The 15410-nt window shown below is 35.1% G+C and carries 17 protein-coding genes; 16 read left to right on the top strand and 1 reads right to left on the bottom strand.

What is annotated here, in order from left to right; all coding sequences use genetic code 11:
• The first annotated feature begins 17 nt into the window (after window positions 1-17).
• Window positions 18-992, top strand: coding sequence for a YpdA family putative bacillithiol disulfide reductase (locus ACMGE6_RS10035; protein ID WP_414053666.1), 975 nt, complete (start codon window positions 18-20; stop codon window positions 990-992).
• Window positions 993-1036: 44 nt separating this feature from the next.
• On the opposite strand, the gene ACMGE6_RS10040 is transcribed toward ACMGE6_RS10035, so the two are convergent.
• The gene (locus tag ACMGE6_RS10040; protein WP_414053667.1) at window positions 1037-1999 is read right to left on the bottom strand and encodes an asparaginase; all 963 of its coding nucleotides are present in this window, start codon (window positions 1997-1999) and stop codon (window positions 1037-1039) included.
• Window positions 2000-2074: 75 nt separating this feature from the next.
• On the opposite strand from ACMGE6_RS10040, the gene cmk reads away from it, so the two are divergent.
• From cmk to ACMGE6_RS10115, 15 genes are all read left to right on the top strand, one after another.
• Window positions 2075-2728: a (d)CMP kinase gene (gene cmk / locus ACMGE6_RS10045; RefSeq protein WP_414053668.1), complete on the top strand. Its 654-nt coding sequence runs from the start codon at window positions 2075-2077 to the stop codon at window positions 2726-2728.
• Window positions 2729-2813: 85 nt separating this feature from the next.
• Complete coding sequence (gene rpsA / locus ACMGE6_RS10050; protein WP_414053669.1) at window positions 2814-3974, top strand: 30S ribosomal protein S1; 1161 nt, start codon at window positions 2814-2816, stop codon at window positions 3972-3974.
• Window positions 3975-4092: 118 nt separating this feature from the next.
• Entirely contained in the window at window positions 4093-5403 is a 1311-nt protein-coding gene (der, locus tag ACMGE6_RS10055; protein ID WP_414053670.1) for a ribosome biogenesis GTPase Der, read from the top strand.
• 11 nt (window positions 5404-5414) lie between these two features.
• Entirely contained in the window at window positions 5415-6413 is a 999-nt protein-coding gene (locus ACMGE6_RS10060; protein ID WP_414053671.1) for an NAD(P)H-dependent glycerol-3-phosphate dehydrogenase, read from the top strand.
• Between the two features lie 9 nt (window positions 6414-6422).
• Complete coding sequence (locus tag ACMGE6_RS10065; protein ID WP_414046370.1) at window positions 6423-6629, top strand: DUF2768 domain-containing protein; 207 nt, start codon at window positions 6423-6425, stop codon at window positions 6627-6629.
• Complete coding sequence (locus tag ACMGE6_RS10070; RefSeq protein WP_414053672.1) at window positions 6622-7335, top strand: hypothetical protein; 714 nt, start codon at window positions 6622-6624, stop codon at window positions 7333-7335. The genes ACMGE6_RS10065 and ACMGE6_RS10070 overlap by 8 nt, the downstream gene beginning before the upstream one ends.
• A gap of 119 nt (window positions 7336-7454) precedes the next feature.
• A complete protein-coding gene (locus tag ACMGE6_RS10075; RefSeq protein ID WP_233681285.1) occupies window positions 7455-7727 on the top strand; it encodes an HU family DNA-binding protein in 273 nt (90 codons plus the stop codon).
• A gap of 118 nt (window positions 7728-7845) precedes the next feature.
• Window positions 7846-8268 carry a hypothetical protein gene (locus ACMGE6_RS10080; protein ID WP_414053673.1) on the top strand — a complete coding sequence of 141 codons (423 nt, stop codon included), beginning with the start codon at window positions 7846-7848 and terminating at the stop codon, window positions 8266-8268.
• Window positions 8269-8281: 13 nt separating this feature from the next.
• Window positions 8282-8989 carry a demethylmenaquinone methyltransferase gene (locus tag ACMGE6_RS10085; RefSeq protein WP_414054852.1) on the top strand — a complete coding sequence of 236 codons (708 nt, stop codon included), beginning with the start codon at window positions 8282-8284 and terminating at the stop codon, window positions 8987-8989.
• 19 nt (window positions 8990-9008) lie between these two features.
• Window positions 9009-9980: a hexaprenyl-diphosphate synthase large subunit gene (hexs-b, locus tag ACMGE6_RS10090; protein ID WP_414053674.1), complete on the top strand. Its 972-nt coding sequence runs from the start codon at window positions 9009-9011 to the stop codon at window positions 9978-9980.
• A gap of 71 nt (window positions 9981-10051) precedes the next feature.
• Window positions 10052-10498 (top strand): nucleoside-diphosphate kinase, encoded by a 447-nt coding sequence (gene ndk / locus ACMGE6_RS10095; protein ID WP_414053675.1) that lies wholly within the window; start codon window positions 10052-10054, stop codon window positions 10496-10498.
• 127 nt (window positions 10499-10625) lie between these two features.
• Complete coding sequence (gene aroC / locus ACMGE6_RS10100; protein WP_414053676.1) at window positions 10626-11783, top strand: chorismate synthase; 1158 nt, start codon at window positions 10626-10628, stop codon at window positions 11781-11783.
• Window positions 11784-12908: a 3-dehydroquinate synthase gene (locus ACMGE6_RS10105; protein WP_414053677.1), complete on the top strand. Its 1125-nt coding sequence runs from the start codon at window positions 11784-11786 to the stop codon at window positions 12906-12908. It abuts the gene before it with no gap.
• Window positions 12898-14202: a 3-phosphoshikimate 1-carboxyvinyltransferase gene (gene aroA / locus ACMGE6_RS10110; protein WP_414053678.1), complete on the top strand. Its 1305-nt coding sequence runs from the start codon at window positions 12898-12900 to the stop codon at window positions 14200-14202. The genes ACMGE6_RS10105 and aroA overlap by 11 nt, the downstream gene beginning before the upstream one ends.
• Window positions 14202-15410 carry a tetratricopeptide repeat protein gene (locus ACMGE6_RS10115; protein WP_414053679.1) on the top strand — a complete coding sequence of 403 codons (1209 nt, stop codon included), beginning with the start codon at window positions 14202-14204 and terminating at the stop codon, window positions 15408-15410. The genes aroA and ACMGE6_RS10115 overlap by 1 nt, the downstream gene beginning before the upstream one ends.

Below are 15410 nucleotides of genomic sequence, written 5' to 3' on the forward strand. Positions count from 1 at the left end.
TTTCGGAAGGTGAAAAAATGCAACGTATAGAAAGTATTATTATTGGAGCAGGACCCTGCGGGTTATCTGCAAGTATTGAACAGAAAAAAGCAGGTATTGAAAATATTATTATCGAGAAAGGTAATGTCGTTGAGGCAATCTATAATTATCCGACACATCAGACTTTTTTTTCTACTAGTGAAAAATTAGGTATCGGTGATATACCTTTTATTGTTGAAGAACATAAACCTAGACGTAATCAAGCGCTTGTTTATTATCGTGAAGTCGTCAAACACCACGGTCTGACAATCCATTCAAATGAAGAAGTGATTGCCGTGAAAAAAATAGAGAATCACTTTATTGTAAGCACGAATAAACAAAATTATGAATGTGAATATGTAACAGTCGCAACAGGATATTATGGACAACCAAATATTCTTGATGTTCCAGGTGCAGAACTTTCGAAAGTACATCATTATTTTAAAGAAGCACATCCTTATTTCGATAAGGACGTATTAATTATTGGTGGAAAGAACTCTGCGATTGATGCAGCACTGGAACTTGAGAAAGCGGGGGCACGCGTAACAGCTGTGTATCGTGGTAGTACATATTCTAAAAGTGTGAAACCATGGATATTACCTTTGTATGAATCATTGGTGAATCATGAAAAGATAAAATTACATTTTAGTAGTGAAGTCGTAAAAATAGAAGAAAATACTGTGACCATCAAAACACCTCTTGGATTAGAGACAATCAGTAATGATACTGTTTTTGCGATGATAGGTTATCATCCGGACTACGAATTTTTAGAAGCGATGGGTATTGAGCTGGTGACGAATGAATACGGAACAGCTCCATATTATAATCGCGAAACGATGGAGACCAATGTGGAAAATTTATATATAGCAGGTGTCATCGCGGCGGGTAATGATGCAAATACTATTTTTATAGAAAATGGTAAGTTTCATGGCGGGATGATAGCTCAGGATATCATAAATAAAAAAAAGAGCTAAAAAATTGTCAAAAGTGCAGTCAACCGTTTGGTGACTGCACTTTTTTATTTACTGAAATATGTGTTTAAGGCCTGGTGATCTAGATTGTTACTTAATGCGATAAGTAGTTTTAATCTGGCTTTTTGACCGTTTAAGCCATTTGAGAAGATGAGTCCCATTTCTTTAAGTTCATAGCCGCCACCTTCATAGTGATAAGTATTGCTGGCAATACCGTTAAAGCATCGTGATACAAGGACAACCGGAATATTTGCATCTACAAGTTTTTTAACCCCGTTTAAACTAGAAGGGGGTAAATTTCCTTGACCTAGTGCCTCTATAACAAGACCGTCATAGTTTTCTTCGACAAAGAATGCAAGGAGCGCTTCATCTAAGTCACTATGTGCTTTAATAAGTCCAACCTTCTTTGTTTCATCCACTTTGACTAAAGGTGAATTCAGGATGGGTAGGTGATGGAAATAGACGTTGTTCTTCGTGACTATCCCCAAAGGACCATAATTCGGACTTTGAAAAGTACTGGTGTTAGATGTGTGTGTCTTTGTAACATTGGTTGCACTATGTATCTCATCATTAAATACAACCAGGACTCCTTTATTTTTACTTGCTTCATGGCAGGCAACTTTTATCGCTGAAATGTAGTTATATAGTCCATCAGCGCCTATTTCATTTGATGAACGCATTGCGCCTGTGAGAATGACTGGAATACTTACATTTAAAGTAAGATCGAGAAAATAGGCGGTTTCCTCCAATGTATCTGTCCCGTGAGTTATCACAATACCATCATAATTTTCGCTGTAAATTTCCTGAATGATTTGTTTACGCAATGCATTCATATGATGCAATGTGATATGAGGTGACGGTACTTGAAAGGGGTGTATTTCAGTTATATTAGCATATTTATCCAGCTGTATGTTTGACATTGGATTGACATCGTTTGTCGTCACAAAACCATCAGCATTTTCAGACATACTGATGGTTCCGCCGGTATGCATGACCAGAATATTTTTCATATTAATCCTCCAAATATACATCGTAATACTACTATGATAAAATAATTAAGATTAAACGACAAGGCAGGTAATAAAATGAATAAAATTAATATTGCAGTAGATGGACCGGCAGCGGCAGGTAAAAGTACAATTGCAAAACTTGTTGCAGCTGAACTCGGGATGGTATATGTAGACACTGGTGCAATGTATCGTGCCATCACTTTGGCACACTTAACGCAGCCTGATGCTGATTTTGAGACATTGGTACAAAATATCGATTTAAAGATAATCAATGACAACGGTCAAAGAATATATTTAAACAATGAAGATGTATCAGAACGTATTCGCGAAAATGATATTACACAAAATGTAAGTTTTGTAGCCAGTCAAAAAGCTGTAAGAGAAAAGTTAGTTGCCCTACAACAAGCGATGACAGCAGCAAAAGGAGTTGTGATGGATGGTCGTGATATTGGTACACATGTCATTCCGGATGCTGAACTTAAAATTTATATGATCGCCTCAGTTAAAGAAAGGGCGGAAAGAAGATTGTTAGATAACCAGCAACGTGGAATTGAAGCAAATTTTGATGATTTGGTTAAAGATATTGAGCGACGCGATCATATTGATATGACACGTGAAATTTCACCTTTAATGAAAGCCCAGGATGCGATCGAGATTGATACAACAGGTATGACGATTAACGAAGTGAAGGAAGAAATTATACGTTTAGCAAATAATATTATTCGTTAGATAAGGTTAATTTCTTGACTTTATTGTCGATTTATAAGAAGTTTATAATAAGCATTAAGATGTTAACTTTGAGGAGGACTATCAAATGACAGAAGAATTTAACGAAAACATGATTTTAGAAATTAATGAAGGTGATAAAGTCAAAGGCACTGTTCAATCAATTGAAGAGAAACATGTTGTATTACAATTAGATGGTGCTAAATATGACGGTATTATTCCTATCAGCCAATTATCAAGCTTACGTGTAGAAAACGCAGAAGACATTGTTAAAGTTGGTGATGAAATAGAAGCATATGTGACTAAAATTGAGGACAAAGAAGAGGATGGTCACTATATTTTATCTAAACGTAAGTTAGATGAATCTGAATCATTTGATTCTTTACAACAAAAGTTTGAAAATGGTGAAACTTTAGAGGCTGAAGTTAAAGAAGCAGTTAAAGGTGGCTTGGTTGTTGATGTAGGTTTACGTGGCTTTATCCCAGCTTCTTTAATCTCTACGAGCTATATTGAAGATTTCTCTGATTATGTAGGTAAAGTACTTACATTAAAAATTGAAGAACTTGATCAGGAAAAAAATCGTGTAATTCTAAATCACAAAGTGATTGAAGCTGAAGAAAATAAAGTATTAAAGGCTAAACGTCTTGAAACATTAGAAGTTGGTTCAGTAGTTGAAGGTGAAGTACTGCGCATGACGAACTTCGGTGCTTTTGTGGATATCGGTGATGTTGATGGATTAGTGCATATTTCTCAAATCACACACGATCATATCGATAAAGTAGAAGATGCATTATCAGTAGGAGATAAAGTGAAAGTAAAAATCTTAAGTGTTGATCCTGAAACTGAACGCGTATCACTTTCTATTAAAGCAGCTTTACCAGGTCCATTTGAAACAATTGATGAGAAGTTCAAAGTAGGAGATATCGTTGATGGTGAAGTAGTACGTCTAGCGAATTTTGGTGCGTTTGTCGAAATTGATAAAGGATTACAAGGTTTAGTGCATATTTCTCAAATCAGTCATGATCATATTGGCAATCCAAACGAAGTTTTAGAGCCTGGACAAAAGGTGAAAGTAAAAATCCTTGATATTAACAAAGATGAGAAACGTATTGGTTTATCGATTAAAGCAACAGAGGAGCAAACAGAAGATTTTGATACTTCTTATTTAAATACTCAACCTGCTACTGATGAAGATGCACCTACGTTAGGTGATGTATTCGGAGATAAATTCAAAGGATTAAATTTATAGTAAATAACTGATGTCGATAGTTCACAGTGCAGGTGAACTATCGACATTTTTTTAGAATTTGATTAAAGTACTTTCTGTGTTAAAATAGATAAGATATTATTTGAGAGGAAGAAATAAATTGACTAAACCAACAATAGCGATTGTAGGACGTGCAAACGTCGGTAAATCGACAATTTTTAATAGAATTATAGGAGAGCGTGTTTCGATCGTAGAAGACACGCCAGGTATAACAAGAGACAGAATCTATTCAAGTGGAGAATGGTTAACACATGAATTCAATATTATTGATACAGGGGGTATTGAATTAGGTGACGAACCATTCCAGGAACAAATTCGTGCGCAAGCTGAGATTGCCATCGATGAAGCTGATGTAATAATTTTCATGGTTAATGGGCGAGACGGTATTACCATTGAAGATGAATTCGTCGCTAAATTGTTATTTAAATCGAGTAAGCCGGTTGTCCTTGCAGTAAATAAAATCGATAACCCGGAGATGCGCGCAGATATTTATGAGTTCTATTCACTAGGATTCGGTGAACCTTATCCAATTTCAGGATCACATGGTTTAGGAATCGGGGACCTGCTGGACGCTGCAAGTAAACATTTCCCTGAGCAACCGGAAGAGGAATATGATGACAACGTGATTAAGTTCTCTCTTATCGGTCGTCCAAATGTCGGTAAATCAAGCTTAATTAATGCGATTTTAGGTGAAGAACGTGTTATCGTTTCACCGATAGCTGGTACAACGCGTGATGCGATTGATACCGTATATACTTTCGAAGATCAGGAATACGTAATGATCGATACTGCTGGTATGCGTAAAAAAGGTAAAGTGTATGAAACGACAGAGCGTTATTCAGTACTACGTGCTTTAAAAGCGATCGAACGCTCAAATGTTGTATTAGTTGTTCTTGATGCGGATACAGGAATAATAGAACAAGATAAAAAAATAGCGGGTTATGCACATGAAGCGGGAAAAGCTGTAGTAATTGTTGTGAATAAATGGGATACCGTTGAAAAAGACTCTAAAACAATGAAGAAATTTGAAGATAAAGTACGAGAAAACTTCCAATTTCTTGATTACGCAAGAATCGCATTTGTGTCGGCATTAGAAGGAAAACGTCTAAAAACATTATTCCCATATATTAATGAAGCTGGGGAAAATCATCGTAAACGTGTACAAAGTAGTACTTTAAATGAAGTGATAACAGACGCAGTGGCAATGAATCCTACACCAACACATAATGGTAGCCGTTTAAATATATTCTATTCAACACAAGTGGCAATTGAACCACCTACATTCGTGGTCTTTGTAAATGATGTTGAAATGATGCATTTCTCTTACAAACGTTTCTTAGAGAACAGAATAAGAGCTGCATTTGGTTTTGAGGGCACACCGGTCCATATTATTGCCCGAAAACGAAACTAGGAGGGGAAACTATGACAAATGTTACAGTACTTGGGACAGGAAGCTGGGGAACAGCTTTAGCCAATGTTCTTGCTGATAATGGTCATAATTGTTTAATGTGGGGGAAAACTGATGTAACTATAGAAGAAATCAATTCGCATCAGACCAACGTCAAATATTTACCTGATATACAACTTAATCAAACAATAAAAGCTACCTTGAATTTAGAGGATGCCGTAAGACATGCTGAGGTATTGATCCTTGCAGTGCCGACTAAAGCAATCAGAGCTGTTTCGCAGCAAATCAATAGCCATTGTGATACACCTAAAATTATCGTCCATGTTTCAAAAGGGATAGAGCCAAAATCCTTCAAACGTATTTCCGAAATGATTGAAGAAGAGATTGATGCTGCAAATCTTAAAGGTGTGGGTGTATTAAGTGGTCCGAGTCACGCAGAAGAAGTAGCTGTGAAACAACCGACAACAGTAGCAGTCGCTTCCAGACATATGGAGATTGCACGATTAGCACAAGATTTATTTATGAATGAGTATTTTAGAGTCTACACAAATGATGATTTAGTAGGTGTAGAAATCGGTGGTGCTCTAAAAAATATTATTGCACTCGCAGCAGGTATCACAGATGGATTAGGCTATGGCGATAATGCTAAAGCAGCACTCATGACAAGGGGATTAGCTGAAATCACAAGATTAGGTACAAAAATGGGTGCAGATCCTATGACATTTTTAGGACTTGCAGGTATTGGAGATTTGATCGTTACCTGTACTTCAGTCCACTCACGTAACTGGAAATGCGGGAATATGCTTGGAAAAGGTGCTACGCTTGAGGAAGCACTGGCACAAATGGGTATGGTTGTAGAGGGTGTCAGAACGACTGAAGCTGCATACGAAATGTCTCGCGCGTTTGAAGTTGAGATGCCTATTACCACTGCACTTTATAAATTATTATTTGAAGGGCTAGATGTTAAAACAGGTGTCCTTGAGCTAATGAGTCGAGAAAAAAAGAATGAATAGAGGTTAATTATGTTCAATATTTCTAAAATGGACTTAATGTGGGTATCATTTTATTCGTTAGGTCTCATGTTACTTGCGATGATATTAATTTATGTAGCACGTTTTAAAGTCAGAAACAAAATCTTGAATATTATAGTTACAGGCTTAGCTTATATTGCACTCATACTCAGTGCTTTACTTATGTTTGTGGTGTTAGGTGGTTCAAGTCATGGATAAAAGAATTACATTGTTTTTATTTACACTGTTATTTACCTTATCAGGTTGTATGTATCCTAAAGAAGAACGTGCAGAGAACCAGGTAGCTCCAGAAGATCAACTTAAGATGGTACAAACAGCTGTGGATAGTTACAGAAAAGATAGTGGTGGCCTGTTACCGATTAAAGAGAGAGATATGACATATGATATTTATGTTAAACATCCGATTGATTTTGATAAACTGAAGCCTAAATATCTCTCACAGCTGCCTGGCAGTTCATTTGAAATGGGTGGCTACTATCAGTATGTACTGATGAATGTAGAAAAAGATCCAACAGTGAAATTGATAGATCTCAGAACATCTGAAACTTTAAAAAATTTACGTATTCGTCTGGAAACAAAATCAGATACTTTAGCACTGGGAAAAAAAGTTGGACCTAATTTATATAAAATTGATTATAAAAAGTATGGATTAAAAAAATATCCAACGGTTAAAAGTCCATATAGTGATGAAAGTTTACCTATTTACATAAACGGGGGAAATGATTTTAAGATAGACTATACTTTAGATTTAGGGAAGGTAATAGCAGAGAAAAATCCTAAATTAAAACAAGGAACAGACATTCGATATTTATTGTATCAGGATTCCCCAGTATTACCAGCTTATTCAGTGCCCTATACTATAAATGAGAAAAATGAGCCAATTTTCAGAACTGTACAGCAATAAATCAAAAAAATTAAGCTGTTTTTTGAGTAAATCGTTGCAGTGACAACGTTTATTATGTTAAAGTCATTAAAGAATGATACTTTAGTATCATTTACATAACCTATGGGAGGTGAATTGACATGAATAAAACAGACTTAATCAATGCGGTTTCAGAAAGTGCAAACTTAACTAAAAAAGAAGCTGGTTTAGCTGTTGATGCTGTTTTTGAATCAATTCAAAAATCATTATCAAAAGGTGAAAAAGTACAATTAATCGGTTTCGGTAATTTTGAAGTTCGTGAACGTGCGGCACGTAAAGGTCGTAACCCACAAACTGGTAAAGAAATCGACATTCCGGCAAGTAAAGTTCCAGCATTCAAAGCTGGTAAAGCATTAAAAGACGCAGTTAAATAATTGTGTTTATAAAAAGCCCTTTTAGGGCTTTTTATTTTGACTTAAAAAGTTGTAACCTGTTTAATTTTTTAAATATTAAGTTATAATAAGTAGAGAATAATTAAATGGGGAAATTAAGATGAAATTTTATGATATTTTTATACATGATGTATCAAGATTGCAACAACGTTATCCTTATTTTGAAATGATAGAAGTTAATCATGAAATATTGAAAGCAACAGCTCAATTAGAGGTTGATGACCAGACAAAATGTGCTATTCTTGCGATTGATACAAGTATGCGTATGCAGGATCTTATTAATGACAAAAATAAAGATAAGTTTGTATTATCTACGGACTTATTAAGTGCCTTATTTTATCATTACTTAGCTTCCCCATTCCATCAACATCATTTTAAAGTACTGACAAATAGTGTCGCAAAGCAAAATGAATTAAAACAGGAATATGCATTAACAAAAGACGAAAAGCTTGTTCAACAGATTAATGATATATTTTTATTACCTTTTATGACCTCAAATTACATAAACGAAAGTGGTGCTTGAATTGCCGAATCAAATGACTAAAGAAGAAAAAACTGAAATGGTACATAATGTTTTTCAAAATGTTTCAACTAAATATGATAAATTGAATGATATTATTAGTTTTAACCAGCATAAAGCATGGCGTAAATATACGATGAAACAAATGAAAGTAAAAAAAGGTAGTAAAGCGCTGGATGTCTGCTGTGGTACAGGTGACTGGACGATACAAATGGCTAAAGCAGTAGGTACAGACGGACATGTAACAGGCCTTGATTTCAGTGAAAATATGCTGGCTGTTGCTAAAACAAAAATTAAAGACTTTAACAATATAGAATTAATTCATGGCAATGCAATGGATATGCCATTTGAAGATGATTCATTTGATTACGTAACTATCGGATTTGGTCTACGTAATTTACCTGATTTTGAGCAGGGTCTCGCTGAAATTTACCGAGTGTTAAAGCCGGGAGGAATGATAGTAATACTAGAAACGAGTCATCCGACGCTTCCTGTGTTTAAACAAGGTTATATGCTTTACTTCAAATATATTATGCCGCTATTTGGTAAAGTATTTGCGAAATCAATGAAAGAATATAGCTGGTTACAACAATCTGCTTTTGATTTTCCTGACAAGTATACGTTAGCAAAATTAATGGCAGGTGTTGGCTTTACTCATATTAAGATTAAAGGCTTTACGGGTGGCGTTAGTGCGATGCACAAAGCAATAAAACCTATGAAATAAATAAGATTGGATGATTGCAATGAATTACAAGACCTATTTACAACCACATATCGCGCGTGTTGAACAACAATTGAATGATGTTATTCAAAGTGATTCTTCAGTTATTCAACAGGCTAGTATGCACACATTGCAATCCGGCGGTAAACGCGTTCGACCTATGTTTGTACTCCTATCTGGATTAATGGGACAAAGTAAACATTATGAGCAACTCATTAAGACAGCCGTTAGTTTAGAATTGATTCATATGGCAAGTCTTGTCCATGACGATTACATTGATAATAGTGATAAAAGACGTGGTGTTGAAAGTGTCCATATTGCGTTTGATAAAGATATCGCACTTAGAACGGGTCATTTTTTATTAGCGAAAGCACTGAATAACATTAGTGAAATAAGTCATACCACATTTCATCAGACATTTAGTCAAACGATTATGGATGTCTGCTTTGGTGAATTTGATCAAATGGCAGACCGATTCTCGTATCCGATAAGCTTTTCACAATATTTAAGACGCATTAATCGCAAAACAGCTATATTAATCGAAGCAAGTTGTGTATTGGGTGCAATGAGTACAAATGTTGAGCAGGATATGCTCTTTCATATTCGTAAGTTTGGTCATTATATTGGAATGAGTTATCAGATTATAGATGATATGCTCGATTATACGAGTGATGCTGAAACGTTAGGTAAACCAGTCGCGAGTGACATACGTAATGGGCATATTACATATCCATTAATGGCAGCAATTCAAAATAAAAATAATCCTGAAAAGGAAAAATTAGAACATTATATAAAACATCTTGATGTAAAGCAAAGTGAAGAAATATTTGAGTTTATAATAGAGAATGTGCGTATGTATGGCGTTCCTCAAACCAAGCTGCTAAGCAGACAATACGCTGATAAAGCAAAATATCATCTCAATCAATTAAAAGATGGTCAAGAAAAAATATATCTTTTAGAAATTCATGAAAAAATGTTATATCGTGTATATTGATAATTGAAAGAAATCGCTTACAGTGATAAAATATTCTAGGTTACAAAAAAATAAAGAGGTAGGGGAAAATGATGGAAAAAACTTTTTTAATGATTAAACCTGATGGTGTAGGTCGTGGACTTATCGGAGAAATAGTAAAACGCATCGAAAATAAGGGGATTAAAATTGTAGGTGCTAAATTAATGACTGTTTCTGAAGATTTAGCGAAAACGCACTACGGTGAACATAGTGAGAAACCATTCTTTGGTGAATTAGTAGACTTCATTACATCTGGTCCAGTATTCGCTATGGTTCTAGAAGGTGAAAATGTAGTTGAGATTGGTAGAACATTAGTAGGAAAAACGAATCCGGCTGAAAGTGCTCCAGGAACAATCCGTGGTGATTTTGGTATGACAGTTGGTAAAAATATCATTCACGGATCTGACTCAGTGGCATCTGCTGAAAAAGAAATTGCTTTATGGTTCAAAGAAGAAGAAATTATTGATTACAATTTAGTAACATCTACTTGGGTGTACTAATTAATATATTTTGGCAACTACTTACGGTAGTTGTCTTTTTTATTTTGTGTTTATCAAATATTAAATTGGAGTCTCAGGCATTTATTTGATAAGATTTAATAATGATAAATGATAAGGAGCGATTAGTTTGAGATTTTTAACTGCTGGTGAATCACATGGCCCTAAATTAACCGTCATACTTGAAGGTATGCCTTCAAATATGAAACTGACAAGTGACATGATTAATGAAGAATTATTTAAACGTCAAGGTGGATACGGAAGAGGACGTCGTATGCAAATTGAAAAAGATACGGTTGAAATCACATCTGGTGTGCGTCATGGTGTCACTTTAGGTTCGCCAATTACATTGGTGATTACAAATGATGACCACAAGCATTGGCTTAAAGTAATGGGAGTTGATCCAAAAGATGATACAGAACCTGTTAAACGTGTCATCACAAAACCTCGCCCAGGTCATGCTGATTTAGTGGGCGGAATGAAGTATCGACATCGTGATCTACGTAATGTGCTGGAGCGCTCAAGCGCACGTGAGACAGCTGCGCGTGTGGCGGTGGGTGCAGTTTGTAAAGTATTATTAAAACAATTAGATATTAATATTTTTTCACGTGTAGTAGAAATTGGTGGCGCAAGAGATCAACACGATTATGATATAAATGATATTAAGCTAAACAATGATAAAAATGATGTCCGTTGTATCAATGATGATGTGGCTCAAAACATGAGAGATGTAATAGATCAGGCCAAATCTAACGGCGACTCTATTGGAGGAGAAGTCCAGGTCATCGTAGAAAATGTTCCTGCAGGATTAGGGAGTTATGTACATTATGATCGTAAGTTAGATGGCAAAATTGCACAATCTGTTATCAGTATCAATGCTTTTAAAGCCGTATCATTTGGTGCAGGTTATGATATGAAACATTTACCAGGCAGTAGTGTGCAGGATCCTATTGGTTATGATAATACTGGTTATTATCGTCTGTCTAACCAGCTGGGTGGTTTTGAAGGTGGTATGACGAATGGTATGCCTTTAGTGATCAATGCTGTCATGAAGCCTATCCCGACTTTATATCAACCGCTGGATTCAGTTGATATCAACACGAAAGAGCCATATAAAGCATCAATAGAACGCAGTGATAGTTGTGCTGTTCCTGCTGCTTCTATTGTTTGTGAACATGCTGTCGCATTTGAGGTAACTCAAGAGATTCTTGAAGAATTTCAGTCCAACGATTTAGCACAGCTTCAGGATAACTTGGCACGTCATAAAGAATATATTAAGGGGTTCTAAATGAAACTCACGACGAACTATCTAACTAATCAGCAGGTTAAAAATTACAATATCATTGTAGAGGCAAGTGCATTATCGCTAAATTATGATTTTAGTCATTATCATCAATGCTATGCTTTGATTGATCAGTTTGTTTATTCATTACATCAATCAAAGATTGATACATTTTTAAAAAAATATCAAATTGAAAAGATATTGATACCTTCTGGAGAAGCAGTAAAAACATTTGATAACTACATGTTAATTGTAGAGCAGTTACTTGAAAAAAATATAAACCGTAATGATTGTTTAATTGCAATAGGCGGGGGAGCAACAGGCGATTTTACAGGGTTTGTAGCATCAAGTATTTTACGCGGCATCTCATTTATTCAAGTACCTACAACTATACTGGCGCATGATGCAGCAATTGGTGGTAAGACAGGTATCAATTCGAGACATGGAAAAAATTTAATCGGTGCATTTATTCGTCCGAATCAAGTTATCTATGATATTGATTTTCTTGATACATTAAATGAAACTGAGCGATTAAGTGGTTTTGCAGAAATCGTAAAACATGCATTCCTGAATGGTAAATATGTAATCAATCAACAGGATCAATTAATCAATGAGGATCTTAACCTTCTAATGAAGGATTTTACTTCGGTACAGGATATATCTGATAAAGATACAATTCAATCATGGATAACTTATGGTATTCAAACAAAATTAAATGTTGTAGAGCAAGATGAGCTTGAAAGTGGTGTGCGCAAGTTTTTGAACTTTGGACACACCTTAGGACATGCTTTGGAGTTTACACATCGATTGCCCCATGGTATTGCTGTGATGCACGGCATAATGTTTGCGCTTGTTTTAAGTAACTATGAAGATGATGTGATCAAGGCATTGTATCAATGGATAAGAGGGATGGGATATCCTTATATTGAAGTGAATGACTTTGATTATTATTATGATTTACTTCGTAAGGATAAGAAAAATGAGGATAAATTTATTAGCTTTGTTGTTATGCAGCATAAAATGGGTTATTTAGAAGAAGTATTTCAAATAGAATCTTTTAATCACGATACATTAAATAAATCATTTGAACGATGGTTAAAGTTGTTAAGGAGTTGTTACAATGAAAATTGATGGTTTGAAAGGAGAAATTGTCGTACCCGGGGATAAATCAATAACGCATCGGGCAATCATTTTAGGAAGTCTGTCGACTGGAAAGATGAAAATCATTGATCCTTTGTTAGGAGATGATTGTATCAGTACGATGAATATCTTCCGTCAGTTTGGTGTGAAAATTGATATCGATAAAGCGACAAAAAGCATCACTATTGATTCACAAGGCTATCGCAATTTTGAAGAACCTACTCAGGTGTTATATACAGGTAATTCAGGAACGACAACACGATTATTATCGGGTGTCCTTGCGGGCTTACCATTTATGACAGTATTGAGTGGTGATCATTCAATTGCACAACGTCCAATGGATCGTGTCATTGCTCCTTTAAAATTAATGGGTGTAGATATTATCGGTAGCAAAAATAATCATCGCACACCAATCGTTATCAATAGTAAGGAAGTGCAAGAAAGCATTCAAGGTATTACATATGATATGCAGGTAAAAAGTGCACAAGTGAAATCTGCTCTATTGTTTGCTGGTCTTTATGCAGATAGTGATGTATACATTAAAGAACAGGTGACATCACGTAATCATACAGAGTTAATGTTTAAGCAGTTTGGAATAGATATTAGTTACAAAAATGAATATATTCACTTACCAAAAAATGCAATAGAGCATTTATCACCTGTAGATGTATTTGTGCCAGGCGATATTTCTTCTGCAGCATTCTTTATTGTAGCAGGTTTGATTATTCCAAAAAGTCATATTGTTATTCGTAATGTAGGAACAAATGTTACACGCGCAGGAATTATAGAAGTTGTACGAGCGATGGGTGGCGATATCACTTTAACGAAAGTATCAGATGGTATGGAACCCATCTGTGATATTGAAGTAAAGTATACTAAGCGATTAAATGCTACAAACGTATATGGTGATATGATTCCTACTTTAATCGATGAAATTCCGATCATTGCTTTATTAATGACGCAAGCAAATGGTAAAAGTGTGATACAAAATGCTGAGGAGTTAAAGGTAAAAGAAACAAACCGAATAGAAAGAGTCGTTGAATGTTTGACCCAGCTTGGCTACCATCTGGAAGCAACTGCAGATGGTATGATCGTGTATGGTCAGAAAAAAAACGAAGTTACAGATTTAGAATTTACTTCGTATCATGATCATCGCATCGGCATGCTGCTTGCAGTAGCTAACTTATTAGAAGAAAATGAAATTATCATCGAAGATTTTGATGCGGTAAATGTATCGTATCCATCATTTATGGATGATTTAAAGATTTTACAGGGAGGCAACTAATGGATATATATCAAATTATTGATCAGATTCACCTTCAAAAAATTGAAAATATTGATTCATCGGTTGATGAAGCATTATTTACAGAAGACCATGACGCATTGTTTCAGTTAGGAGATACTTTATTACAATATGGATTAAATCCACAAGGTTTAAAAGTCTTCACACGTCTATTTGAATTGTATCCTAATGAACCTGATGTATTAGCATATTACATTGAATGTTTGATTGATGATAACCAACATGACCGTGCCATTGAAGTACTGCATACTACTCCTCTGACAGTTGAAAGATTAATGCTTGAAGCAGATATTTATCAGCAACAGGATATGCTGGAAGTAGCAATTGAAAAGTTAAAACAAGCCTATGCGATGTCTAGTGATGATCCAATAATAAGTTTTGCACTTGCAGAAATTTATTACTTTGACGGTCAATACTTACCTGCAGCACGTAGTTATGAGTATTTGCTCAATAATGGCCTTGATTATATAAATAACGTGAACATACAATCAAGACTTGCTGATTGTGTTCTTCAATCAGGTGACTATGAGGAAGCGGTAATTCATTATGAGAAAATCGATAGCAAAGATTTGCTTAGTGATGATTATTTCAAAATGGCGATTAGTTATCAGAAAGCAGACCGTGTTGAACGAAGTATACAGACACTACAGTCGCTTATTGAAAAAGACCCTGATTATATGCAGGCGTACCTGTTACTTGTAAATCTGTTAGAAAGTGAACGAAAATATCATGATGCTATTCTTGTTGGACAAAAAGGATTAAGCTTAAATGAATTCTATAAAGAGTTACTAGTGGATACTGGCCGTATTATGATTAAGATGCATAATGAAAAAGGGGTTGAATATTTAATTCAGGCATTAACTATTGATCCATCATATGTGGAAGCAGGTTTATTACTGGCAGATTATTACCGAGAAGAAGAAGAGTATGAGGAATTAATCAAATTATTTACTTATATTGATGAAGATGATTTGGATCCAACGATTATGTGGCATCTAGCTTATAGTTATCAGCAACTTGAAAAAGATAAAGAAGCGAAACATTTTTATGCAGAAAGTTATAATGTATTAAAAGATAATGTAGCTTTTCTGACTGACTATTATCATTATGCTCGAGAAATCGCAGACAGTAAGCTTAGCGAACAACTATTTACTTTGATTCATCAAATTGATCCTGAGGTTGATCTATAG

The sequence above is a fragment of the Macrococcus equi genome (assembly GCF_047426745.1).
Taxonomy (GTDB): domain Bacteria; phylum Bacillota; class Bacilli; order Staphylococcales; family Staphylococcaceae; genus Macrococcoides; species Macrococcoides equi.